Annotated in this window: 25 protein-coding genes; 12 read left to right on the top strand and 13 right to left on the bottom strand. The window is 40.1% G+C overall.

Annotated features, from left to right (window positions below):
• The first annotated feature begins 45 nt into the window (after positions 1–45).
• From COS96_00005 to COS96_00015, 3 genes are read left to right on the top strand one after another with little or no spacing between them, the layout of a single operon-like run.
• Positions 46–828 carry a hypothetical protein gene (locus COS96_00005; protein ID PIU44223.1) on the top strand — a complete coding sequence of 261 codons (783 nt, stop codon included), beginning with the start codon at positions 46–48 and terminating at the stop codon, positions 826–828.
• 29 nt (positions 829–857) lie between these two features.
• Complete coding sequence (locus COS96_00010; protein ID PIU44224.1) at positions 858–1,625, top strand: YebC/PmpR family DNA-binding transcriptional regulator; 768 nt, start codon at positions 858–860, stop codon at positions 1,623–1,625.
• The gene (locus tag COS96_00015; protein PIU44225.1) at positions 1,622–2,146 is read left to right on the top strand and encodes a crossover junction endodeoxyribonuclease RuvC; all 525 of its coding nucleotides are present in this window, start codon (positions 1,622–1,624) and stop codon (positions 2,144–2,146) included. The genes COS96_00010 and COS96_00015 overlap by 4 nt, the downstream gene beginning before the upstream one ends.
• On the opposite strand, the gene COS96_00020 is transcribed toward COS96_00015, so the two are convergent.
• The gene (locus COS96_00020; GenBank protein ID PIU44226.1) at positions 2,138–3,364 is read right to left on the bottom strand and encodes a tyrosine--tRNA ligase; all 1,227 of its coding nucleotides are present in this window, start codon (positions 3,362–3,364) and stop codon (positions 2,138–2,140) included. The two genes, COS96_00015 and COS96_00020, sit on opposite strands and share 9 nt — an antisense overlap.
• A gap of 99 nt (positions 3,365–3,463) precedes the next feature.
• Between COS96_00020 and COS96_00025 the strand changes: the two genes are divergently transcribed.
• The 3 genes from COS96_00025 to COS96_00035 are packed head-to-tail and all read left to right on the top strand — an operon-like array spanning position 3,464 to position 6,560.
• A complete protein-coding gene (locus COS96_00025) occupies positions 3,464–4,159 on the top strand; it encodes a hypothetical protein (protein PIU44227.1) in 696 nt (231 codons plus the stop codon).
• Positions 4,149–4,541: a hypothetical protein gene (locus tag COS96_00030; GenBank protein ID PIU44228.1), complete on the top strand. Its 393-nt coding sequence runs from the start codon at positions 4,149–4,151 to the stop codon at positions 4,539–4,541. The genes COS96_00025 and COS96_00030 overlap by 11 nt, the downstream gene beginning before the upstream one ends.
• 3 nt (positions 4,542–4,544) lie before the next feature.
• A complete protein-coding gene (locus tag COS96_00035; protein PIU44229.1) occupies positions 4,545–6,560 on the top strand; it encodes a hypothetical protein in 2,016 nt (671 codons plus the stop codon).
• Here the strand turns inward: COS96_00035 and dnaN are convergent.
• Together dnaN and dnaA are read right to left on the bottom strand one after the other, a co-directional pair.
• Complete coding sequence (dnaN, locus tag COS96_00040) at positions 6,557–7,681, bottom strand: DNA polymerase III subunit beta (GenBank protein ID PIU44230.1); 1,125 nt, start codon at positions 7,679–7,681, stop codon at positions 6,557–6,559. The genes COS96_00035 and dnaN overlap by 4 nt on opposite strands.
• Before the next feature lie 244 nt (positions 7,682–7,925).
• Positions 7,926–9,293 carry a chromosomal replication initiator protein DnaA gene (dnaA, locus tag COS96_00045; protein ID PIU44231.1) on the bottom strand — a complete coding sequence of 456 codons (1,368 nt, stop codon included), beginning with the start codon at positions 9,291–9,293 and terminating at the stop codon, positions 7,926–7,928.
• Positions 9,294–9,773: 480 nt separating this feature from the next.
• Here dnaA and COS96_00050 point away from each other — a divergent pair, with 480 nt between their 5' ends.
• Genes COS96_00050 through COS96_00070 form a run of 5 tightly spaced genes read left to right on the top strand, consistent with a single transcriptional unit; the run spans position 9,774 to position 11,800 of the window.
• Positions 9,774–9,908: a 50S ribosomal protein L34 gene (locus COS96_00050; protein ID PIU44232.1), complete on the top strand. Its 135-nt coding sequence runs from the start codon at positions 9,774–9,776 to the stop codon at positions 9,906–9,908.
• Positions 9,859–10,287 carry a ribonuclease P protein component gene (gene rnpA, locus COS96_00055; protein PIU44233.1) on the top strand — a complete coding sequence of 143 codons (429 nt, stop codon included), beginning with the start codon at positions 9,859–9,861 and terminating at the stop codon, positions 10,285–10,287. Before COS96_00050 ends, rnpA begins: the two co-directional genes overlap by 50 nt.
• A gap of 3 nt (positions 10,288–10,290) precedes the next feature.
• On the top strand, positions 10,291–10,518 hold the full coding sequence (locus tag COS96_00060; protein ID PIU44234.1) for a membrane protein insertion efficiency factor YidD: 228 nt from the start codon (positions 10,291–10,293) through the stop codon (positions 10,516–10,518).
• Between the two features lie 37 nt (positions 10,519–10,555).
• Positions 10,556–11,323, top strand: coding sequence for a hypothetical protein (locus COS96_00065; protein ID PIU44235.1), 768 nt, complete (start codon positions 10,556–10,558; stop codon positions 11,321–11,323).
• A 12-nt stretch (positions 11,324–11,335) separates the two neighbouring features.
• A complete protein-coding gene (locus COS96_00070) occupies positions 11,336–11,800 on the top strand; it encodes a hypothetical protein (protein ID PIU44236.1) in 465 nt (154 codons plus the stop codon).
• A gap of 47 nt (positions 11,801–11,847) precedes the next feature.
• Here COS96_00070 and COS96_00075 read toward each other — a convergent pair whose 3' ends face one another.
• Genes COS96_00075 through COS96_00105 form a run of 7 tightly spaced genes read right to left on the bottom strand, consistent with a single transcriptional unit; the run spans position 11,848 to position 16,700 of the window.
• On the bottom strand, positions 11,848–12,336 hold the full coding sequence (locus COS96_00075; GenBank protein ID PIU44237.1) for a hypothetical protein: 489 nt from the start codon (positions 12,334–12,336) through the stop codon (positions 11,848–11,850).
• Position 12,337: 1 nt separating this feature from the next.
• Positions 12,338–12,916: a hypothetical protein gene (locus COS96_00080; protein PIU44238.1), complete on the bottom strand. Its 579-nt coding sequence runs from the start codon at positions 12,914–12,916 to the stop codon at positions 12,338–12,340.
• Entirely contained in the window at positions 12,913–14,697 is a 1,785-nt protein-coding gene (locus COS96_00085) for a conjugal transfer protein TraC (GenBank protein PIU44239.1), read from the bottom strand. Before COS96_00085 ends, COS96_00080 begins: the two co-directional genes overlap by 4 nt.
• A gap of 4 nt (positions 14,698–14,701) precedes the next feature.
• Positions 14,702–15,316 carry a hypothetical protein gene (locus COS96_00090; protein ID PIU44240.1) on the bottom strand — a complete coding sequence of 205 codons (615 nt, stop codon included), beginning with the start codon at positions 15,314–15,316 and terminating at the stop codon, positions 14,702–14,704.
• Positions 15,309–15,743 (bottom strand): hypothetical protein, encoded by a 435-nt coding sequence (locus tag COS96_00095; GenBank protein ID PIU44241.1) that lies wholly within the window; start codon positions 15,741–15,743, stop codon positions 15,309–15,311. Before COS96_00095 ends, COS96_00090 begins: the two co-directional genes overlap by 8 nt.
• Positions 15,744–15,798: 55 nt before the next feature.
• Positions 15,799–16,194, bottom strand: a complete 396-nt coding sequence (locus tag COS96_00100; protein PIU44242.1) for a four helix bundle protein — start codon at positions 16,192–16,194, stop codon at positions 15,799–15,801.
• Between the two features lie 59 nt (positions 16,195–16,253).
• Positions 16,254–16,700, bottom strand: a complete 447-nt coding sequence (locus COS96_00105) for a hypothetical protein (GenBank protein ID PIU44243.1) — start codon at positions 16,698–16,700, stop codon at positions 16,254–16,256.
• 316 nt (positions 16,701–17,016) lie between these two features.
• On the opposite strand from COS96_00105, the gene COS96_00110 reads away from it, so the two are divergent.
• A complete protein-coding gene (locus tag COS96_00110; protein PIU44244.1) occupies positions 17,017–17,712 on the top strand; it encodes a hypothetical protein in 696 nt (231 codons plus the stop codon).
• A 63-nt stretch (positions 17,713–17,775) separates the two neighbouring features.
• Here COS96_00110 and COS96_00115 read toward each other — a convergent pair whose 3' ends face one another.
• From COS96_00115 to COS96_00125, 3 genes are all read right to left on the bottom strand, one after another.
• On the bottom strand, positions 17,776–21,051 hold the full coding sequence (locus COS96_00115; protein ID PIU44245.1) for a hypothetical protein: 3,276 nt from the start codon (positions 21,049–21,051) through the stop codon (positions 17,776–17,778).
• 3 nt (positions 21,052–21,054) lie between these two features.
• Positions 21,055–21,489 (bottom strand): hypothetical protein, encoded by a 435-nt coding sequence (locus COS96_00120; protein ID PIU44246.1) that lies wholly within the window; start codon positions 21,487–21,489, stop codon positions 21,055–21,057.
• Positions 21,490–21,659: 170 nt separating this feature from the next.
• A partial coding sequence (locus COS96_00125; GenBank protein ID PIU44247.1) for a hypothetical protein occupies positions 21,660–23,716 on the bottom strand: 2,057 nt, incomplete at its 5' end.

The following is a 23,716-nucleotide window of genomic DNA, read 5'->3' on the forward strand; positions in this document are numbered from 1 at the left end:
AATGTCTGTGCCTAAGACATAACAAGGGAACCCTCATAATCGCACATGATATTAGGATATACCTCTAAAAAGTCTATGCCAAAGACGATATACACAGCTTTAATATTCCTTTCCCTCCCCTGCCTCTGTTTTGCTTCTGCCAAACCTCTTGATGTCGCCATCAATGAAATCGCCTGGATGGGAACAAAAACGTCAGCTAATGATGAGTGGCTTGAGCTTTACAATAAATCAAATCAAGACATAAATCTTGAGGGATGGGTATTAAAAGCTAATGACGGAAGCCCTGAAATAAAACTCAAGGGCTCAATCCTCTCCTTAGGTTATTTTCTGCTGGAAAGAACCGACGACAATACCCTCCCGGCAATTAAGGCTGACCAAATTTACAAAGGAGCGTTGGGCAACAACGGAGAAAAACTGGAGCTTTACGATAATTTGGGAACGCTAATTGACTCTGTTGACTGCCATTCAAAATGGCTTGCCGGCGACAACTCCTCAAAACAAACCATGGAAAGAGCAAACAATAATTGGCAAACAAGCGAAAATCCCGGAGGGACCCCAAAAGCCGAAAACAGCGCCGGCGCTAAAATTACAGCGCAAAAAACATCACCACCCGTCCCTGTAGCGATTACGAAACAAAATCCCGAAGAAGCAAAGACAGAACCAAAAATAGAACCGAAGGTAGAGCTGGAGGAAGGAGAAAATAAAACGCCTGCCGCTAAAAAGGAAAATTCGGGATTGGCGATGGCAAGCTCATTAATTATAGCTGTTTTGTCAACAACAGCGATACTCATTTTAAATAAGCAAATCAATAAAGATGGATTTGCCTAAATAAAATTTTTAGCATAGAATATTAGTGTATGTCAGGACATAGCCATGCCAAAACAGTAAAAAGAGTTAAAGACGCCAATGACGCCTTAAAGGGGAAGATTTTCTCAAAAATTTCCCGCGAAGTTACGATTGCAGTTAAAGAAGGAGGTGGCGACCAGGAAAGCAATTCAAGGCTTCGTATCCTTATCCAAAAAGCGAAAAAGGCCAATATGCCGAAAGAAAATGTTGAAAAAGCGATTAAAAAAGGAACAGGAGAACTGGCCAGCGAAACTCTGGAAACAGTAACTTTTGAAATATTAGGGCCTAAGGGAATCGCCGTCATCGTTGAAGGAATAACTGATAACAAAAATCGGACGCTCGGTGACATTAAGAGTATTCTTGTTCGGACAAATGGAAAATTAGCTGATGAAGGCTCTACGAAATGGCTATTTGATAGAAAAGGGGAAATTGTTTTTCATATCTCCGAGCCCCGCAGCGACGGGATCCCGCAAAATGCGGGACAGACGGAAGGGAACCAAGACAAAGATAAAATGGAGTTGGCGGCTATTGAGGCCGGGGCCGAAGATATTTACTGCGACGAAGACGTTTTCGGAGTCTACACAAGGCCGGAGGATTTAGAAAAAGTAAAAAGGGAAATGGAAGCAAAAGGATTTGCCCCAGAATCGGTTTCTTTGTCATGGAAAGCGAAAAGCGAAATTGCTTTAGACGAAAAAGGGATAGAAGCCTGCCAAAAATTATTTGATGAGTTGGACAAAAACGACGCCGTCCAAGAAATCTATTCTAATTTAAAATTATGATCGTTTTGGGAATAGACCCTGGTCTGGCAAATATAGGATACGGAATAATCAAAGAACTAAAAGCCCCGTTGCTGGACAAGAAGGGGGTTTTAAAATGCTTAGGATATGGGCTAATACAAACAGACCCAGCTTTTTATCTGGCTGAACGGCTCCATAAATTGAACAAAGAACTCAATGCAATAATAAAAGAATACGAGCCGAGTATAATAGCTATGGAAAATGTCTATTTCTTCAAGAATCCAAAAAGCGTTATGGCTGTCAAACAGGCAGAAGGAGTTATTTTACTGACGGCCACAAAAAAAGGAATACCTGTTTACGCTTTCAATCCTTTGCAGGTAAAATTCGCTTTGACCGGCTATGGCCGAAGCGAAAAAAAAGAAGTGCAGGAAAAAATAACCTCCACTCTTAACTTAAGAGAAATACCTAAGCCGGATGACGTCGCCGACGCTTTAGCGATAGCCTTAGCTTACTACAAAATCAAATACACTGATTGTTGCAAAAAATCCCGCCGCCTAAACTAACTTAACGAATTTTCTTTTGCCTGATTGCAAAATCATTCCCTCCTTTCGTCCAGAAGACGACCGGCCTCTGGCCGGAGTTTCAACAATTTCTTGCCAATCATTTTGGATTTGACCGTCAATCTTTACCCCTCCCTGCTCAATCAATCTTCTTGCTTCCGCTTTTGAGGAAGCAATTTTTGTTTCAACCAGCAAATCCAATAATTTATAACTTGAAGTTTTGAGTTTACAGTTTGGGATATCAGAAGGTATTTGTTTTTCCGTAAAAATCTTACTGAACTCCTCCCCGGCTTCTCTTGCTTCTTTTTCACCGTGATACATTTTTACAATTTCAAAAGCCAAGCGCGCCTTTATGTCGCGCGGATTTACTTTTTTATCTTTTAATTGTTCCTTTATCTTTTCAATCTCGGGTAAAGATATTTCTGCGCAAAGCTCAAAGTAGTCTATTATTAATTCATCTTTCATCGACATCAGTTTCCCGTACATATCCTTAGGATTATCAACGATGGCGATTATGTTCCCCCAACTCGTTGACATTTTCCGTCCGTCAAGGCCAAAAAGCATTTTCAAGGTCATAATATCTTGAGGTTCTTGCTTAAAGGCTCTTTGAATATCTCTGCCCGCTTTCAAGTTAAATAACTGGTCAAATCCTCCGATTTCCAAATCGGCCTTCACTGCCACGGAATCATAACCCTGGAAAAGAGGATAATTCAATTCATAAAGGCCGATGGGAGTTCCGCCATCCCAGCGTTCCTTAAAATTCCTCCGCTGAATCATCTGTTGAGCGGTAAAATTCGCAGACAGGGAAAGTAAGTCTTTGGCGCTTAATTTGTCCAGCCATTCGCTGTTATAATGAACTTCTGTTTTTTTAGCGTCCAAAATCTTATAAATTTGAGGGAGATAATCTTTCATATTTTCTTTAATTTCTTCCGCAGACAAAGAACGACGCATTTCCTGTTTATCAGAAGCGTCTCCGATTTGAGCGGTAAAATCTCCTATAATCAAAACAATCTGGTGTCCCAAATCCTGAAAGGCTTTCAACTTCCAAAGCTGGGTGGCTCTTCCGATATGAATTTTCGGACCGGTCGGATCAACCCCGTGTTTAATTCTTAATTTCCTACCGGAAAACAACTCCTTTTTAAGGTGTCCCTTATCAATAATTTCCTCCACTCCCCGTGTCAGAATTTCTTCTATGCGATTAGCGTCAGTATTAATTTCCATATTAATATCATAACAAAAAAAACGATCGGCTTAAAGGAGGGACGCCCAAGTGTTCAAAATTTGGACACTTATAGTTTGACTTTTAAACATACTTAACCTATGCTTAGATATATGGCTAAAGACTATTATAAATTCATAAAAGAACTCCGAGTTAAAAAGGGGCTATCGCAGATCAGCGTCGCTGAAAGAATAGGAATCTCCCGTTCGTCTTATGTCGCCTTTGAACAAGGCAAGGTCGGATTAAGCTTATCGGAAGCAATTAAGCTGTCTGATATTTTCGGCATCTCCTTGACCGAAGTTGAGGCCGGATTAAAGCCGAATTATCAAAAATACAAAGAAATGATATTGGCTTATTTACGCAAAGCAGTATCGCCTGACGGCAAAATTTTAAAAACCAAATTAGCCAAAATGCTTTATCTGGCTGATTTCGCTTGGTTCTATGAACAATCGGAAAGTATGAGCGGACTGCAATATCGCCGCATTAAATACGGCCCTGTCCCTGATTTGTACTTTCGGGCTATTGATGAACTGGAAGAAGACGGGAAAATTACTATAGACAGAAAAGGCGAACCGCTTTTAATTTCTGAAAATGCCGCCTCCGGACAGCAAAAATTAAATTTACTGTCAGAAAAAGAACTTGCCCTTATAGGTAAAATTTCCCTCAAATGGGATAAAAGAAAAACCAGCGAAATAGTTGATTTTACCCACAACCAACTGCCCTATAAAATTTGCCAGCCGGAGGAAATCATCCCCTACGAATTGATCACTCAGCAGGACCCGGACTATGTCTATTAACTACTCTGTACTTCTCCAACCATTCGCCGAACGCCATTATCTGAAAAATTTTAGAAAAAAATATAAAGGCGCTTGGAATATAACATGGCGCGCCATCTGCGAAGAGCTAAGACGCTTTGACTCTTTTTTGGAAACATCCGTCGCCGAAACAATAACCGAAAATAATAATATCAGAATCGCAAAAACCGAATTCCGCGTGACCGACACAACTGAATCAAGAAAATCATCGGGCAACCGATGTATTGTGGCCGTTCATAAAGACACCAGCATCGTTAAGGTTCTTTTGATTTACCACAAAAACGATTTGGGCGATGGCAATGAAACCGCAAAATGGAAACAGGAAATTAAAAATAACTATCCTGAATATCGCGAATTATTATAGGATTTGCCGAAAGAAAAGAAATGCTTTAAAATTTACAGAGACGATTATAAAATTATGAGCAAAAGGAGTTTCAATCGGAAAATATTCCAAGCAAAGAAGAGCTGGCTCTTCTTGTTTTTGTCTACTATAATTTCCGGCTTTCTTATTATTCTTATAGGGTTTATTGTTTTATTTTCATTTTACGCCAAAGACCTTCCCCGTCCGGAAAAATTCACGGAAAAACAATTCACACAATCAACCAAAATATATGACAGAACAGGAGATGTACTTCTTTACGAAATTTACGGAGAGGAAAAAAGAACATTGGTCCCCATCTCTTTAATCCCCGAATATCTGAAACAGGCGGTCATAGCTACTGAAGACGCTGATTTTTACAACCACCCCGGAGTAGATATGAAGGCAATGGCCATGTCAATTTTGGCCAATATCAAAGTAATGCAACCGACCGCCTACGGCGCGTCAACCATAAACCAACAATTGATAAGGTCTGTTTATTTCTCACCGGAAAAGACAATGTCAAGAAAGTTTAAAGAAATAGTTCTGTCTTTGGAACTTAACCGTCGCTACTCCAAAGACCAGATATTGGAATGGTACCTGAATCAAGTCCCTTTCGGCTCAAACTGCTATGGAGTGGAAACTGCCAGTCAGACATATTTCAAAAAATCAGTTTCTGACATCAGTCTGGAAGAAGCTGCTGTTTTAGCTTCTTTGATACAAGCGCCCAGTCGCCTTTCTCCTTATGGAAACAATAAAGATGAACTTCTGAAAAGGAAAGACTATGTTTTGGACAGAATGGTAAAAAATAATTTCATAGACACTGCCAAGGCGGAAGAAACAAAGAAAAAAGAAATCACTTTCGTAAAAATTTCCCAGTCGATAAAAGCCCCCCACTTTACCTTATGGATAAAACAACAACTTGAAGAAATGTATGGCGAGGATTTTCTTCGAGAGAAAGGGCTAAAAATTTATACATCCATGGACTGGGATATCCAACAGATAGTTGAGGAAGAATTAAAGGCAGGGACAATAAAAAACAAGGCCTATAACGCAAATAATGCCACCTTCGTGGCGATTAATCCCAAAACAGGGGAAGTACTGGCTCTGACAGGATCAACCGACTATTTTGGCGATCCCGTTCCTGCCGGATGCGACCCGGGGAAAAATTGTCTTTTTGACCCGCAATACAATGTGGCCATTGGAACGCCGAATAATCCCGGTCGCCAACCCGGCTCAACTTTCAAACCATTCGCTTACGTAACCGCTTTTAAAAACGGCTACAGCGACAAAACAATAGTCGCTGATGCTCCAACCAGCTTTGGTGTTTGGGGAAACCAAGAATACGCGCCTCAAAACTATGACCGACTTTTCAGAGGCGACGTAACTTTAAGGCAAGCGCTTTCACAATCATTAAATATCCCGGCCATAAAAACTCTTCTTTATCTGGCAGGAGGAACGCCGAAAGAAGGAATAGAGAACACAATAAAAACAGCGCAAGATTTGGGTATCACCACTTTAAAACCGCCTTTCGGCCCAGCTATAGTTCTGGGTGGCTGGGAAGCAAAATTGTTGGAAATGGTTTCTGCTTATGGTGGCTTTGCCACAGAAGGAATGATCACTCCGCCAGTCTCAATTTTAAAAATAGAAAACGAGCAGGGAGATATTATTTTTGAAAACAAAAAAGAACCAAAAAGAGTTCTTTCCGTTGAACCCTGTAGAATTTTAAATGACATTTTATCAGACAACGTTGCTCGAACGCCTATGTTCGGGGCTAATTCTTCCCTCTATTTTAAAGACTATCAGGTGGCGGTAAAAACAGGAACTTCTGAAGATTATCGCGACGCCTGGACGATCGGCTATACGCCGTCTTTAGTCGGCGGAATTTGGGTCGGGAATAATAACAACAAAGAAATGGTAAAGAAAGCCAGCGCCATGATATCTTCGCCGATGTGGCACAGTATTATGGAAAAGATTTTAGGAAAAATGCCCAAAGAAACCTTCACCAAACCCTCCTCCAATTAGTTGGCTTTGATGGGCATCAGAACGTAGAAAAAATCATCTTTGCCTGACTGCTTCAAAACCCCGGGGCCCTCTTCGTTGGTAAGCTCAAAAACAATATCCTCTCCTTTTATTTTGGAAATTCCGTCCAATAAAAATTTATAGTTGAAAGAAATACTCAATGGATTTCCCTTTATATCGCCGGACAAAAAGCTCTCATACTCCCCCAATTCAGAACTTTGACTGAAGATTTCAATTCTTTTCTTTTCGGGATTTACCTTTAAATTGACTTCATTAGATTTCCCTCCGAAAAGTCCGGCCGCCTTGACCTGATTCAAAAATTCCTCTTTTTTAAGGACAGCTTTTATGTCTGACTTTTGAGGAATTATCTCCTGATAATTAGGATAATCGCCTTCTATTAATTTAGAAACTAACTGGATTTGAGGATGTTTTGTTTCAGCCATAATTGACTCAAAAAGAACCTGATTGGGCGAGAAATATATGTCCAATGCCCCTTCTTTCTCTCCAAAAATACTGACAATTTCTCTGGCCGCCTGCTGGGGCAAAATCATTGAAACGTCGCCGGAAAAAGATTTTTTAACCGGCATCCTTTTTTCTCCCAGCCTAAAACTATCCGTGGCCGCCATCTTTAATTCTTTTTCTTGAAAAAGAAAATATATGCCTGAAATTTCCGGCCTGACCCCGGAAAGGGAAGCAATATCAACTATTTGACTCAAAGCTGAACAAAAAAGAGCTGATTCCACTGAAACGCTCCCGCCCTCTTTGGGTTGGGGAATTATGGGAAAATCATTAGGATCAAAACCCTTAAGAGTTGTTTTATTGTCTTGGCACTCAACAACAATATCTGTTTTTTTTGAAAATAAGGAAAGTTTTTTATTGGGAGAAAGCCCGATTAAACTGGAAAAAATTTTAATTGGCGCCAGAGCCTTGCCGTCTTTTTCAACTTTAGCCAAAGACCACCATTTTATACCAGTCTCAAGATTTGTCGCCTCAAGTCCTAAAAAATTATTTTCCGCATTTAACAAAACATTTTGAAGAATTGGTAAAGAAAGGGATTTTTGAGAAACCTTTTCAATGACCTGAATTCCCTGTTTTAATTTTTCCTGTAAAATTTCTATTTTCATTTTTTAATAGTTTAATAATAAGTATTATTTAATATAAAAGAATTGTTATTGTTTATTACACTTGTGTATAATTTGTAAAATTTGCCTAAAATATCTTTTTTTAATCATTATTTGTGTTCTGTTGTTGTGTGTTTTTCTTGTGGAAAACCGGTTATGTTTTCTGCGGATTTCTTAGGGATGAATTTTCAATATTTTTTTTCGCTCAAACGATTAACAACTTTTCAACATACTTTTCAACACTTTTTCAGGCGGTAAAAATCCTTTGTTTTATTATACTGATTTCTTCATTAAGTTCTTCATTGTCGCCGGTTTCTCTTAATATTTTTTCATAGGCGTGGATGGCTGTTGTATGATCTTTCCCTCCAAACCTTCTTCCTATAAAAGGGAAAGAGTTTTTTAATTCTTTTCTCAATAAAAACATAGCCACTTGCCTCGGTTTGACTATTTCTTTCTTTCTGGAAACAGAAAGCAATTCCGCTTCTTTCAGGTCATAAAATTCAGCCACAACTTGGAGGATTTTTTTAGGATTTATCGCTTTTATCGGCGGAGATATTATGTTTTTCAGCAGGGTTTTGGCGTTCTCAATGTTGATTGTCTGGTTGGTAAGTTTTTGATGGGCGGCCAGTCTGTTTAAAGCGCCCTCCAGTTCTCTGATATTCTTTTGTATGTTGGTGGCTATATATCCCAATATGTCTGCAGAAACACCCAGTTCTTTCTCTTGGCATTTAGCTTTTAATATCGCCACCCTCGTCTCATAGTCGGGCAGGCTTATGTCAGCCGTCATTCCTCCTTCAAATCTTGACCTTAATCTCTCGGCTAAAGAAGGTATGGCCTTGGGTGGCCTATCGGAAGAAAGTATTATTTGCTTGTTTTTTTCATAGAGATAATTAAACGTGTGGAAGAATTCTTCTTGAGTTTTTTCTTTCCCGGCCAGAAATTGGATATCATCAATAATCAGAACGTCAATTTTCTGGTAGCTTTCCCTCAATTTATCCATCTGCTGGTTCTTGATGGCGGAAACAACTCCGGAAGTGAATTTTTCAGAAGAAACATATTTAACTCTTTTGGGACATTCCCCTCCGGCGGAGTTTTTGGATATCTCGTTCCCTATTGCCTGAAGAAGGTGGGTTTTCCCCAGCCCTGTCCCGCCGTAAATGAAAAGAGGGTTATATATCTTTCCGGGATTTTTGGCTACTGCCCAGCCGGCGGCGTGAGCCAGCTCATTGAAAGATCCGATAATAAAGTTTTCAAAAATATATTTAGGGTTGAGATTTGTGTTTTTGTCGGTATCTATCCCTTCAAGCGCCATCTGTCCTGCGGTTGAAGATGTGGTGGCTTCTCTTTTTTGGGGCTTGGCCTTGAGCGTCTTTTTTTCTATTTCATATCTTGTCTCTTTTATCTTTTTGTCTGTATCGCGCAGGATTTTCAATATAGTTTTTCCATATTTATTTTCCAGCCACTCTTTGGCGAAAGAATTGGGGACGGAAACAACAACCACTCCATCGTCTATGGACGATATCCTTGTACTTCTGAACCAAGTGGCAAAATTAGCCGGAGAAATATTTAATTGGATTTGGGCCATCACTCCCTGCCAAAGTTTTTCGTTTTCCATAATTTTGAATTTTAGGATTTTCGTCCAGAGGACGACCAGCCTCTGGCTGGGGAATTTGTCTAGTTTTTATTGTATCACAACACTAAAACTAAAGGAAACAAATTTCAAAAAAGAAAAATTAAAGCGGAGGAAATTTATTCTGTTGATAAACTGTGTATAAGTCGTGATTTAGAAAGGGAATATCGGGTTGATATTAAAGGGATTAATCGTCCTTTTTTACCCCTTTAAAATCCGGAATGGATATGCTTCATGATTAAAATTTTCAATTTTTCCCGCCAGCTGGCGGGACCCCGCCAGAGGCGGTGGTAATTTTTAAATCTTATCTCTTGATTTAGGGATAGTTTTGTTATATGATAGAAATCATCATAAAGATTAAAGCGTAAAACGAAAAACGCAAAAGAATAATATTTTAATTTTTTACTCGGTTATTTTGCATTTTGATTTTTTCATTTTGCATTTGACTGAGCAAAGCGAAGGAATATGTCATTTACTTATAATCCTAAGAAAAAGAAAAGGCAGAGAACCCACGGATATAGGGCCCGCCAAGCAACAAAAGGAGGAAAGGATGTTTTGGTCAGGAGAAGGCGGAAGGGCAGAAAAAAGCTTACAGTGTAAGCTTTTTAAAAATATGCTGGCTAATTCTTATAGACTAAAAAAGAAAGAGTTTGAAAACGCTTTCATTAAGGGCAGAAGCTTCAGGGGAGACTTCTTATTTTTGAAGTTTATTGAAAATAAGACAGAGGGGAACAAGATAGGGTTTATTGTCAGTAAAAAGATCTCCAATAAAGCGGTTGTCAGGAATAAGGTTAAGAGAAGGCTAAGGGAAATTATCGGTAAAAGGCTCCGCGGAGAAGAGGTCGGCTTCAAGCTGAAAAAAGGGCTGGATATTATTTTGACCGCCCGGCCGGGACTGGAGCTGAAAACATTCTTGGAAACAAAAAATATTTTAGACGACCTATTATCAAGGGCAAGAATATTGGGGAAAGAAGAGTAGGAAATGAAAAAAATAATTATAAAAATTTTAAGGTTTTATCAAAAGGTTTTGTCTCCTGATCAAGGAATATTCAGTTTTCTTTTTCGGAAATCTTGCCGATTTTATCCCACTTGCTCCGAGTATGCTTGTCTGGCGGTTGAGAAGCGCGGGGTGATTAAAGGAATATGGCTGGGGATGAAAAGAATATCAAGATGTCATCCCTGGCGCGAAGGTGGAGTAGATATGCCGTAAATTTTAAATTTCAAATTTCAAATTTCAAATTAAAAATATGTTTTTAATAGATATTTTTTATACAGTTTTATATCAGCCATTTTTTAACGCCCTGATTCTACTTTATGAACACTTCCCTCTTCATGATTTCGGCATAGCCATCATTCTTTTGACGATCATTATCAGATTGATTCTTTACCCTCTTATGGGAAAATCAATCAAAGCTCAAAAAGCGATGGCTGAACTCCAGCCGAAGATTCAAGCCATCCAAAAGAAGTACGAGAAAGACAAAGAGACGCAAGCTAAAGAAGTTATGGCTCTTTATCAAAGAGAAAAAATAAACCCCTTGGGGGGATGCTTGCCTGTTTTGGTCCAGTTGCCTGTTTTTATCGCCCTCTTCTACCTTCTTAAGGATTTCGGTAATGGTCTTGATAATTCCAGATTTCTTTACTCTTTTATTTCCATCCCCGGAGGAATGCCTTCAGAGCTTTTTTTCTTGGGGATAATAAACCTTGCCGTTGCCTCTCTCCCTTTGGCGATCATTGTCGGCATTACCCAGCTCGTCCAGTCAAAGATGTTGTCTTTTGGCGCTAAAAAAGATAAAAAGGAGGAGGGGAAGCAAAATGACAGTATGGCCCAAATGACAAGCATAATGCAGGGCCCGATGCTTTACCTCTTTTCCTTTTTTGCCGCCATTGTCTGTCTGCAGCTTCCTTCAGCTATTGCTCTCTATTGGGCCACCAATAATTTATTTTCCATAGTCCAGCAGAAATTAATTTTGGCTAAATGCAAAACGCAAAGCGAAAAATGCAAAATAACAATGTAAAATTTATAACTTATGTTGAGTCAAGAAAATTTGGAAATAATAAAAAAAACAGTATCGGAATTCTTTGAGAAGACTTCTTTTGCCTGTGAGATTGAATTTCTTCCCCAAGACGGACTTACTCTGCCGGTTAATTTGGAGTGTGAAGAGTCGCAGATTCTGATAGGAGAGGGCGGGCAAACTCTGTTTGAAATCCAGCACATTCTAAGATCGATGTTGAGGAAAAAAATATCAGAGCCGTTTTTTCTTGATATAGATATCTCAAATTATAAAAAAAAGAAATGCGATCAGTTGAAGGAAACAGCAAGGCGTATGGCAGATGAAGTTTCCCTTTATAGAACGGAAAAAGAGATGGCTTCGATGTCAGCTTATGAAAGAAGAATAATCCATATGGAATTGGCTGACAGAAGCGATGTCGTCACTGACAGCATCGGCGAAGGGCTGGAGCGAAGGATAATAGTAAAACCTAAAAACTTGTAAACAAAAAAAGGAGCTTAGCTCCTTTTTTGTATCAGCGACATCAGTGTTTATGGATGGGGTAATGTCGGTAATTTGAATACTACCAGTTCGGGATTGATGACTTGGATGATGATATAAGAGGCCATGATTATAGCCAGACCCAGAAGCGCATCTCTGATCCTGTCTTTGGCGTTGCGGATTTTGCTATCGTTCCCTGCTGAAGTGAGCCAATCAAAACCGGCCCAAACAAAAGAAACGAAAGCGGCGATTCCGGAAGTAAAGACGATGAAGTAGTAAAACCAAACAGCCAACTGGTTGAGTTTTTGGTCATTGTTCAAATCAAGGCTTCCGACAATAGGATAGTCCAAATTAAGACAAAGGTTGCCGGGCGCAGGGTCTCCCCCTCCGGCATTAGTAGGGCAAGAAGCGGCAAAAGAAAAAGCCGGGAAAACCAAGAATGTTAAAGTTGATATTATGAATAAATGTTTTTTCAAATTTGTCATGTTATTTTCAATATACTTTATTTCAGATATTAATTCCAGAGGGAAACTTTCCATTTCAAAAAAGATCTCGGAGCTTTTGTAAAAATGTCTTCTTTCTTGTTGTTTCGAACACGCATATTGTCCAAAAAGGGATCATCCCGAGGAAAGGGATTGCTTCTCCTACAAAAGTAGACAGTGTTCGAACGATGGTCATTTTTGTTTCTCGCTTGGCCATTTGCTTCGCCAAAACTTCAGCCACCCTTTTGCTTTTTTTTGCCACTTTATCTATGAAAGTTTTTTTCCCTTGTGTATGTTTTTTTGTTTTTAAATAAATCCATCCTCCGATAATGAGCCCCGTGATTATATCAAGGGCAATAAGAGCCAGCTTTGGTAAAACTGTTACGTCAAAGATTTCAAAAATATCAAGACCGTCGACGAGTATGGCGAAAAAGAAAACAAGCAAGAAGTCAATGTCAGTAAGTTTAGCAGGGGCTTCTTCCAACTCTTGATAGTATTTATTTATATCTTCGTTTGAATCTTGTTCTCCCTCCGCCGGCGCTTCTGATTCATCGGTTTTTTCCCTCTTGTCTTCTTCGCCTATCCCTTTAATAAAATTATCTATGCGGGACTCAATTGTTTTCTTTTCCTCTATCATAGGGTTACTTTTTTGGCTTTTCTAATTTTTATAATTTCTTCAGGAGAAGTGGTGATTATTTGGTCTTCAGCATAGGAGGCAATGACTTTTATGGCCACGTGCTTTTGCCCGGCGAAGAATATGCCCTCCCCCACTTCTGATTCCAAGAGCAGATATTTTTCTTCTTCAGTCAGATTGAAGGTTTGCTTGACTGTTCCAATTGTCGCCGGAGATTGTTTCAGAAGAATTTGGATGGAGGAGTTGCTGATAATCGGCTGGCCGTAAGACGATTTCATAAAATCATTGACGTCTTGAGTGATGGTCGTTACCCCGAGCCAGTATTTTCTCGCTCTTTTGCATATTCCGTAAAGGAAGGAAGCTCCGTCTTCGGATTTCATAAGCCACCAGGCCTCATCTATAACCAAAATTCTTTTCTTTAATTCTGAACGGACTTTATTCCAGATATATCTCATAACGATAAACATGGCCATTGGCCTTAGTTCGTCTTCCATATCCCTGATGCCGAAAACAACAAGAGGCTTATCAGTGGAGATGTTGGTTGTCTGGTTGAAGAATTGAGAAAAAGTTCCTTTGGTGAATTTTTTAATTCTCCTGACTAAAGAGTCAGCTCCCTCCATTGTTTCCAGCACGGTTTCAAGGTCTTCCAGTATAGGCAAGTTTTTCCTCCATTCCTTCGGGTTTGTTTCCGGGGTAATATCTTTTGAAGCGTAAGTTTCCGACAAAGCCCGGTCTATAATGGCGTCTTCTTCGGGAGTAAGTCCGCCAAGCATAATTCTTAAAAGTCCGACTAAGTTGATGATATTAGAGCGCAAAATATCTTCCGGTCTTTCTCCCTCTCTTGGTTCCGGCAAGTCAAAAGGATTGATGTGGTTAGGCGCGGAAAGAGAGATGTCAAGGAAAGAGCCACCGACAGCGTCAGACAATGTCCTGAATTCATTTTCAGGGTCAAGAACAATAACATCAACCCCTTGCATCAACTGGCGTAATATCTCTATTTTCTCCAGATAGCTTTTACCTGAACCGGATTTGGCGAATATGACCATATTGCTGTTTTCCAAGGTAAATCGGTCAAATAAGATTAAGGAATTGTTGTGTTTGTTTAATCCGTAAAGTATTCCTTCGTTGGAGCTCAAATCAGAAGATACAAAAGGAAAGACGCTGGATAACGGCTCGGTATTCATTGAGGTATAAACTTGGAGTTGGTCTTTTCCGTAAGGGGCGGTGGAGTTGAACCCTTCTTTCTGTTGGTAGAGCGCCAGATTCAAGTAAATTAACCTTGATTCCAAAATTGACCGAAGAGTGTTTTGGTCATCTTTAAGCTGGTCCAGATTGTCTCCGTAGACAGTCAGGTAGAGTCCCATTTGGAACATTTTTTCTTGAGCTGTCTGGAGGCTGTCCCTTAAGGTTTCCATATCCTGAAAGGCGACTTCTAAGGCCGGGTCTCTTATCTCCCCTTTTTCTGATTTTTCTGATATATCAGCCGTGACTTCAGTTACTTTTTTGCGGAGTTTTTTCAGAACTGGCCCTGTGTCAATGGGATTAATATGAATTCCTATATCCATAGGGCTGTTGAGGTTGATTATCGGAGAGAACCAGCCGGTGCTTAAATATCTTGGGTAAGAAAAAATGGAAAATGATCTGGCTTTTTTTCTTTCCAGTTCTATGTGGTCAAAATTTATGACAACCGAAGAAGGAGCAATGATGTCTCTCGCTTCTATTGTTTGTTTCCTTGAAATGTCTTTAGGCATTTCCGTTCTTTTTTTGAAAAATGGTAAATTCATTTATTTACTGATTTAGTTCTTCCGGTATTTCCGGGTAATATCCTGTTTCCGCTTGTTCCGGATGATAAAGCGCCCAAAAAAGCTCAATCAGCTCCACTGTCGTCAGGGAAGCTGTCTGCAGACCGCATCTTCTTAAACCCATGGCGATAAATTCCATTCTCTGCCATAGCTGGGCTTTGTTTCTTCGGAATTGTTCTTCTGCCGCAGAGCCTTTTTCCCGCACCCCGGGTATGGTTATGGCTGTGAAAGGCACGATGACGAAGAAGTTTTTTGACATTATCGTTCCTCCTGAAATTATTTTTTGGATAAAAGCGCGGTATTCAGAGGTCTGGATTTTGAGAAGCTCGTCTTTTTGGCCTTCTTCAAGTTTTTTCAGTTTATCCAAGTATCCGGTGATATTCAGTTTTCTTGATTGGATTACGATTTGGATTGAAAAATCAAGCGAGTTCAGGAAGTCTTGGAATTGGTAAATTATGGCTGTCTGTTCATCTTCTGATTTTAAAGCAAAATTAATTGAGGAGGTCATTAAAACTCCCCTCAATGATTTGTCTTTGAGGATAATAACTCCTTCTTTTATTTTATCTATTTCCAGAAATTGCTGGGTCGGCGTTTTAGCCATTTTTTTGTTGCTCTTGGCCGCTCGTTTCCAGGCGGTTATAGAGATTTTTTATCCTGCTTTTTTTGACAATCCTTAAAAGCGGTTCATCCGCAGTTTCTTTTTTCCCCGGCCTCGTCTCTTTGACCATTATTATCGGGGTGTCTTTTTTTTGCCAGAGGTATTTTTTTGTTGAAATATTAAAATTAAGAAAATCCACCAAAATAGCAGGGAGGCTTTTGCCGTTGATTTTCAAGAAGGCCAGAGCCACTCCCAGCCCGCCGACGACAAGACATATCAGTATGAAATTTAGAAAAGAAATGGTCGGGAAGGCGAATTTGACGATGAAACAGATGACGAAAGCCGAGCCGACGAAAAGGGACTGCTTAAAAGTAAGCGGGCCGACTATTTTTGATTCATATTCAATAAATTGCGGAACAGTAAATCTCATAAAAATTTCAAATACCAAATTACAAATTTCAAATGAATGTCAGATGGCTAAAAATTTAATTGCCCGGTCTTTTTTGGGAGCTATTTCTGATTGATGAAAATATCAAAGTAAGTTCTTGGGCTTCTTGCCATAATCGCTCTGCGTCATGCTTTGATTCCGGAATAGTAATCTTTATTATTCTCAGCCAATATTTAGTTTCCTTTGATTCTTTCTTGCAAATTCCTATTTTATGTTCAAAGTCTTTTCTCGATTCTGCTCCATCGGCTTCGCAATAATTAGCCCCGATACTTGTCCCCGCTTTCACTAATTGAGTGATCAGGGGCAAGGTTATCACGTTCTTGGGTATTCTTGTTGCGAACTTGACTATCTCTTCTCCGAAAACAGCGGTACGCTCCCCTAAGTTATATATCTTTTTATTGCCTGCGTCCTCGCTTCGGATTTCATTTGTCATTTGGAATTGGTTTATAAAATTTAGATTTCATTTGGAATTTGATATTTGTAATTTGAGATTTATCCAATGGGTTCGCGGTATTTGCTCGGCGTCGTTGGTGTTGCTTCTATTTTTATTTTTGTTTCTTCTATCTCTTTTTTTATCGTCTCCGTTTCGCTTCCTCCCCTGTAAAGGAGGTCCAGTTCATTGTGGACTTTATGGAAGATGAAGCGGTAAAGCTCATCTGATATTTTTTTTGCCAAGTCGTATTCCAAACCGACTTCTTTTTCAAGCGTTTCAGCTAAATTTTCCGCCGGCAAGGCGCCGACCAGAACTTGGCCGGTGTATCCCACAATACTGCTAAGCTTTTCGGCGACATCATTTTTTTCACAGACATCATAGATATTATTACCTGTTTCTTCGGCGAAAAGAGCCTCCTGTAGCTCTTGAGGCAGTTTTTTGTAGAGCTCCCAAAATTTTTCTTTAGAAAGAGTCGGCATATGATTTGTATGTTTATATTTTATCATAAACAGAACAGACTTCAAAAGGGTTTTTGCGGAATAGCGGGAAAACACGCTATGCTATTGACAAGAAATATAGATATGCTATGATTACAGCATAGATAGTAAGGTTAAAAAAATGGTAGTCCTTTAAAAATTTACATTTTGTTTTTTTATCGCAGAATCGAAAGAAACGACAGATGTTTATTTCAAGTCAGGAGTTTAATTCTTATCATAGGTTTTGATAAGATTTAGACCCTGCCTTGAAGAGTATAGGCAGAATTCATGATCGTAATTAATAAAAATTAAAAAAACAAAAAACAAAAAAATAAAAAAACAAAAAATGCAATGGAACATTTTGAGTAGGAAGGAAAAGAAATTTTCGGCGCCAAGCATCGGCGTACCGGAATTGAAAGAGAACGGGGCTGTTGGATTGAGGGTGGTTAATATGCCATCCGGCGCAAGGACAATAATTTTTTTCGTTCTTTCGAGAGATCATTCGGAAGAAAGAAAGTTTCATGTGGCGTCGGATGGGAGATACCTTCTAACGGGTCTGCCACCTGGGGATTATAAATTCCAGGCAAAGGCAGAAGCCGAAGGCACCAATGGCGAATGGTCGCCACTGACAAACGGCATAAACGTGCCGGATGTGAATGCCAGCACTGATCCCGATCCCGAAGAGGATTACCTCAAGCAGTTGAAGAAGATTAATCTTCAACAGCAGCAGGAGGCTTTTCAGCTGACCTTAATGATGTTATCGGGGGCCACCGGCGGAGACCAAGACATCCCCACCATGAAGGCTGAATATGAAATAATAAGCATGCAAAACAAAATCCTTCAGAGGCAGAGGGATTTACAAGCGATGCGCACTGCGATGCAGAGGCAGATGCAGCAGATGAGGGAGAGTGCTTCCAAACAGATGGAAGCGGTGAGGAAAATTGCTCAAAAAGAGCAAGAGCAGAGCCTCTCCTCTCTTGACCTCGACATCAGTGATATCGCCGGCGATGATAAAGGTAAAGACGACGATAAAAAACCGTAATGTGCGCGGGCGTTATAGAGCAAGAGACAATTAAGAGTTATTCAATTTGTCTTTTGCTCTTTTTTATTTTTTCTCCTTTTTCTCTTTTGGCGCTCGGAATATTTGAGAGATTTCCTCAATATTTTTCTTTTCTTCTTGTATCGCCGTTCTCCCCGTCGCTCCTGTTATTCCCACTTCTATATCTTGTAAACTCTTCTTTTCCGTATCTATCCAGTTGTTAGCTATCCTTACTGCTTGAGCCTTGATATCCGCATTGAAAAGATTCTCAGTTTTCTTGAAAGTTTTTTCCGCTTTGTTTCTTTCGTTATTTATTTTTATCTTTTCCTCCTTTAATTTTTCAATATTTTTCAATTCTGTTTTAAGGTCATTTATCTTTTGCAATTCATTCTCCAGCTTGTCTATTCCATTTTGAGGACCGCCACTGTTCCTCGTGGTTAAAATTTGCTTGTTGAGTAAGCTTTCACTTCTTGTGTTATTGAGCTCATCCTTTACGTCGGTCTCGCTTCGTCTCGCATTGAGTTCTCTTTCTACATCAACTAAATCTTTATCTAGCTTGTTTTTCGCATCATCCCATGTTTTTTCCTCCTTTCTCATTTCTTCAGATAATTTAACAGAAGAGGGGTCTGTTTTCTTCGCAGTACTAATCTGTTTTTCGTATTTTTTGATTTCTTTGATATGGTCAAGATAATCTTTTGCTCTGAAACCATGGCGCCCTCTTAATTCTTCAACCGCCTCTCTTTTTATTATTTCTCCAACCTCCATATTTTTGGTAAATGCCTTGAGGTCATCGGTGGCATTTCCCTCTATATCAGTGAGGTATTCCAACAAGCTTATTTCCATATTTTGTGCGGTAGGATTTTTCTTTACCCAGTTAAGCAACCCCTTCCTTTTAGCGAAAAACTTTTTGACCGCTTCTTGCTTGTCTTTTTCATCTTCCTTGCCCTTTAAAACATCATTGAATGTTTTGTCTATAATTTCCCTTCTCGTTTCTTCGTCAACTGACTTAAGCGTTTCCCTAAGATTTGCCGGGTCGGAGTCGCGCAGATATTTGATGTAGGCAGGAGAAGTTTTGGTAGATTTTGCATATTTTGTAATGTCGCTTGTTTTACCTTCGTCAAAATATACAAGTTTAGCCGCCTCATCATTGTCTTTATCTGTCAGGGTGACGCCACGGCTTGCGCCAATATCAATAATGGCCTGGTCTCTGGTCATCTTCCTTGTCGGGTCAGTGGCTATTTTAGCCGAGATTTCTTTTTCAGTGATTTTTTTGCTGGCTTCAATATTGATAATGGCCTGGTCTCTTTCTGTCCCCGGGTTAGCGATCATATATCTCTGCATCTCTGCTTCGGTTGCTTCTTTAGATTTTTCCATTATCGCCCTTGCCCCTATCTTTCTTTCCATGCTGTCTCGCTTGTCTTTCGCCGTCATCTTAACTTTCAATTCTTTTGTCAGATGCTCGCCGGCATACGTATTCATAATATTTTTTGCCTCATCGCCAAAATAAGGATCTCCCAAATCTTTTATTGACAGCTCTCTAGCTTTTGCCTGCATGTCATTGGGCAATTTTCCCAGCCATCCTTTTTCTGCCATATAATTATAAGCCTGTAATTTATCTCTATCCATAGTAAGTTTTTTGATAACATTAACTTTGTCTTCCATTGTAGTTGCGCCTTCTTCTTTGAATCTGGCTTCAATGTCTATTTTTCTTTTCTTGGCGGCAATTTCCTGGGCTTTGCTTCCAAGTGTTACATCAGCCATTTCAGGTACTTGCCTTGCCATTGTCTTCAGCGTCCCTCCTATTACAGGAACTTTATCAAGCCATTCTGTCTTCTTGCGGACAAGATCGCTTGTTCCTGAAATTCCTTTAGCGCCCCATCCCGAAACTTTTGAAACGGCGCTGTCAATTCTTCTGCCGGCGATTTTCTTGGGCATTGTCCTGTAGAAATTAGGAACTTTTTGGGCATACTCTAGCGCTCCCTTGGCCGCGTTCGGCGCGGATTGAATGGCAATCATCAATCCCATAAACAAAAGCATCAAAGCCACGAATGGTTGCATTAATTTTGAGACGAGATTGACTATGCTATTTTTTATCGCATCAACTATGCTCGTTGGATTTGTTGCGGTGCAGTCGCCAGGACAATTTGTCGGGTTTTCTTGATATTCTAGAACGCTTTTTTGGCAGACAAGATCTCCGCAGCAGTTACAGGTAGATCCTGCTGTAAAAGAAGGGTTGCTACAAAGATTCGTAGGACTAGGGGGGTTGGCGTTGCTATAACAACCCATACTGTTTTTAAAGGGAGCGGTGTCGTTGTTCCCTGCGGACATCATCCACGTTGATAAAAATAGGAAAAATCCGAGAGGGATGCCGATGAAAACCCATTTTAAAAGTGTTGACCACCATTCATCCCAACCAAGTATCCCCGGGAAAAAAGATTTCCCTTCTGCTGTCTGGGTAGCGATTTTTGAGAAAAAAGCAATGGGGGCCAATATAGCCAATATCCAAAAATAAATAACTCTGATAAAAAAGACAAAAGCCACTGCCCCGATAATGAATGTGGCGAATATATTGAAAAGAATTAACGCTATTCCGTAAACCAGTGTCCCTAAGATATCGTCAAGGGTAAATTGCGCCTTGAGTAGCGTTACAGGATTAATAAGGTTTTTAGCGGCTTCGATTATATACTTTTTAGAATTTTCTATCGCCCCCGAGAGTTCTAATCCTCCCATGTCTTGGGTTGCCTTAAGAAAGAAGTGCGTGAGTAAATTTCCGATGTCAACAACAAAGCCGACCAAGACTAAGCTGAAATTGACCAGAAGAGCGTTCAAAATCAGTTTGGGGATCATTTTCTGCGCTTCGTATTCCTTCAATCTCAAAATTGTTGACAATCCAATCCAAGCCAAGATTAAAAGATAGCCCATATTGGCCAATCCCAATGTAAATGGCCAGCCGACATTTTTTACGATATTGGCGTCAATGATAGGGATGGTCAAGCTGATGTCAGCTGTCCACATTAAAATGGAGCCGACAACAGCCGTAAGGGCGGAAGTGATGGCAACGGCTATTATCATGAAAAATTGGGGCAAGATAAAAACTAAACTAGAGAGAATATTAATTATTGGCTCTGCTACAGTGCCGGCAAGGTCGGAAATAAGATCTGCATTAACGAAATGGATCGGAGCCAAAATTGAAAAGAAAACCAACCCTGCTAAAAGAGAAGCGGTTTTCTTGTTTTTAAAAATATTCGATGCTCTAAAAAAAATTGGCATATTTAATTTTAATATACCATATTTAAAAAATAAAAAAAATAAAGGGAACGTGAAATTCCCTTCCTGCGCCATTTTTCAGGCTTTCAGTTTTATATCTGAAAGTTCTATGTAGAACAATCGTCCATTGTAAAGTTCATACCCTTCGTATATGGCAGTAAAAAAACATTCTTCCAAATAAAGCGGTCCATGGCATTTTTCCCTTATCTCTTTCGCCTGTTTTTCATCGACATAGCGTTTTTTTATTTTGCTACTTTCGATAAAACTAAGCGTATTATATTTGTCTACATGTGGTATCGCTTTGAACTCAATCAAATCTTTATGTTTAAGTTCGTAGGGATTTATGTCATCAATGGAGTTATATTTTTTTACTGGTTCATTTGTTGTTTTCTCGCTGAAATAACCTGTCGCCGAAAGGGCGATAAAACCGATTATAAACAGCAAAATCAATATTCCAATCCCTATGGCAACCTTGTGTTGCTCGTATGCGTTTATGTGTGTGCTCATTTTCATTCATCTCGTTTTTATATTTGGACATCAAGTCAGTTTCCGATATTCCGACAATTCAGAGTTGTTCTTTTCGGGATATTGCTGATTTAATGTCCTATATTCCTTATAGCAAAAATCCCCTATTTGTCAAGGGCAAATACGGAAATTACGGAATTTTGGGAATTTCGGAGATTTTAAAATTGGAAGTTCCACCAGGGGACGCCGAAGGAGTAGCCGAGAAGAGATAAAATGGTATTTATAATCGTCCAGGCGAAGAGCATAACCAGATAGCCGGCGCCGGTGGCTTTCCATATCTGCTTTACAGTTCCTGTGGTGGCGGTCAGTTCCTTGAAATAAAACGGGAGAAGGAATAATACTCCTGTATAAACTATGAGCAGGACAAGAGCAATAATTCCTAATTTCCAAAGAAGGAAGTCAATGATGGTTCTTATCATCACGAAAAAGTGTTTGAATTGGCAGGTCTCCCTTTCGTCAATGCCATAGGGGTCAGAGAGGTTATTTTTTTGCCCGCAAGGAATTAGTCCTGCTTGCTGACTAGACGGGAGAGATTGCGCCAAATTGAAAGTCCATGTGAGGGATGTCCCTCCGAGTTGGCTTGCGAGGTTTGCATTTTTGCTTTCGCAGTTTGTTGTTAAACATGATTGGACTGTCCAGCTATATCCTCCTACGCAAAGCTTGTTTTTTCCTTGGAGCATTGCGGAGAGAGCCAGAGAATTTGATGTTGTCACGCCGTCCAGAACTTTTCCTGCGCTGGCGCAATTGGCGCTTGTGTCTCCTGAACCGCTATAAGAAATTTCATATTTGTATCCTTTGGCGCCGGGGACGTCATCCCAGCTAATAGATCCATCGGTTGAGATGGTCGCAGAAGATGCTGGGATTGGAGTTGTTGGCGCGACAAGGGTAAAGGTTGTGAAAGACTGCTCGGCAGTTGTTGGCCCGCAAAATGTTCCATCTTTGTCAGCGCAAGTTTTTACTTTCCATTCGTAGGTTATATTCTGTAAAAGCTTTGGGTAATCAATTAAGAGGGAATTTGAAGAAACGAGCTTTCCTTCGTTTTCGGTTGCTCCTTGGGAAACGAAAACCCTGTAGGAAGTGGCGCCGGGAGCAGGCGTCCAGCTTAATTTTACAGGAATTACTGTCGCGTCTGCCGATAAGTTTGTCGGTGGTTCGCCAGTGGTTTTAAATTTCCATTCATCACTCCAGTTATAACATTTTCCTTGAATTTCTAAGCCAAAAAAACTAAGCGCCCAATTTAACGCATCTGTAATAGAAGCTATTAATCCTTTCATCTCCCTGCAGGTTCTTACTTTCCATGTATATATTTTTCCATATTTATTATTATCCAGATTTTCCCAGAGGAATGTTTTGACATAATCTGCTCCTCCCGACGTTGGTGTGCCGTTGTAGTTAAGGGGAACATTTGTTAGAGGAGCCAACGATCCTTCTGGTTTGAGAGCGTCTAAGGTTTTGTATTTTATATCAGAAGGATCTGATTTGTCTAAAATAATTATATTATAAGAGTAGGCGCCTGTGACAGGGTTCCATTTTAAAAGGTCATCCATATTGACATAAGGAATTGTTTCCGGGCTACTTGTGTAGACCGGACTTATTAAACCCGGCGGGGCAAGCTTCCCTGTTCCGATGAACTCCCATGGGTTGCTATACTCTGCGCAAGCATTACCAGATAAATATTTTGTAGGAGTTGTCCCTGCGATTGCGCAAGAAGTATAAGAAACAGGCGGGGTTTTTGTAATGTCTTTGCACCCTGTGCAAACTGTGGCGCATTTGGTTCCGTCCGGTTCTTCACAGCCAGCTACCTTCCATTGATATTTGGTATCAATGGTAAATTCATTCTTGCCGGCTCTGTCAAAAGAATTGGGGAGGGTTCCGGCTTTATTTTTTGTAATTACAACCGAGAGGTGGCCTTCCCAAGGAGGAGTTCCGGATTTTTCTTTTTCCATTTTCAGAAAATAAGAATTGATATCTGGCCCAGCTTCACACCATTTGAACCTTATCAACGGCGCGTTTTTTGGGTCAGAACCTTGCGGATGATTTGTTTTCATTTCCGCCGGCCAATTAGTCCAGTCGTTCCATTCATAGTATTTAAGCGCTTCCCTGCCACCGTCGGTATAATGTTCTTTTATACCGTCTTTAGGATTGCTTCTATCTTCCCAGATTCCCCCGCTCGCCCAGCCGTCCGTCCCGGCTGGCGCCGGCGAAACCAGCTCAA

This window comes from Candidatus Nealsonbacteria bacterium CG07_land_8_20_14_0_80_39_13, from assembly GCA_002779355.1.
In the GTDB taxonomy this organism is placed as follows: domain Bacteria; phylum Patescibacteriota; class Minisyncoccia; order Minisyncoccales.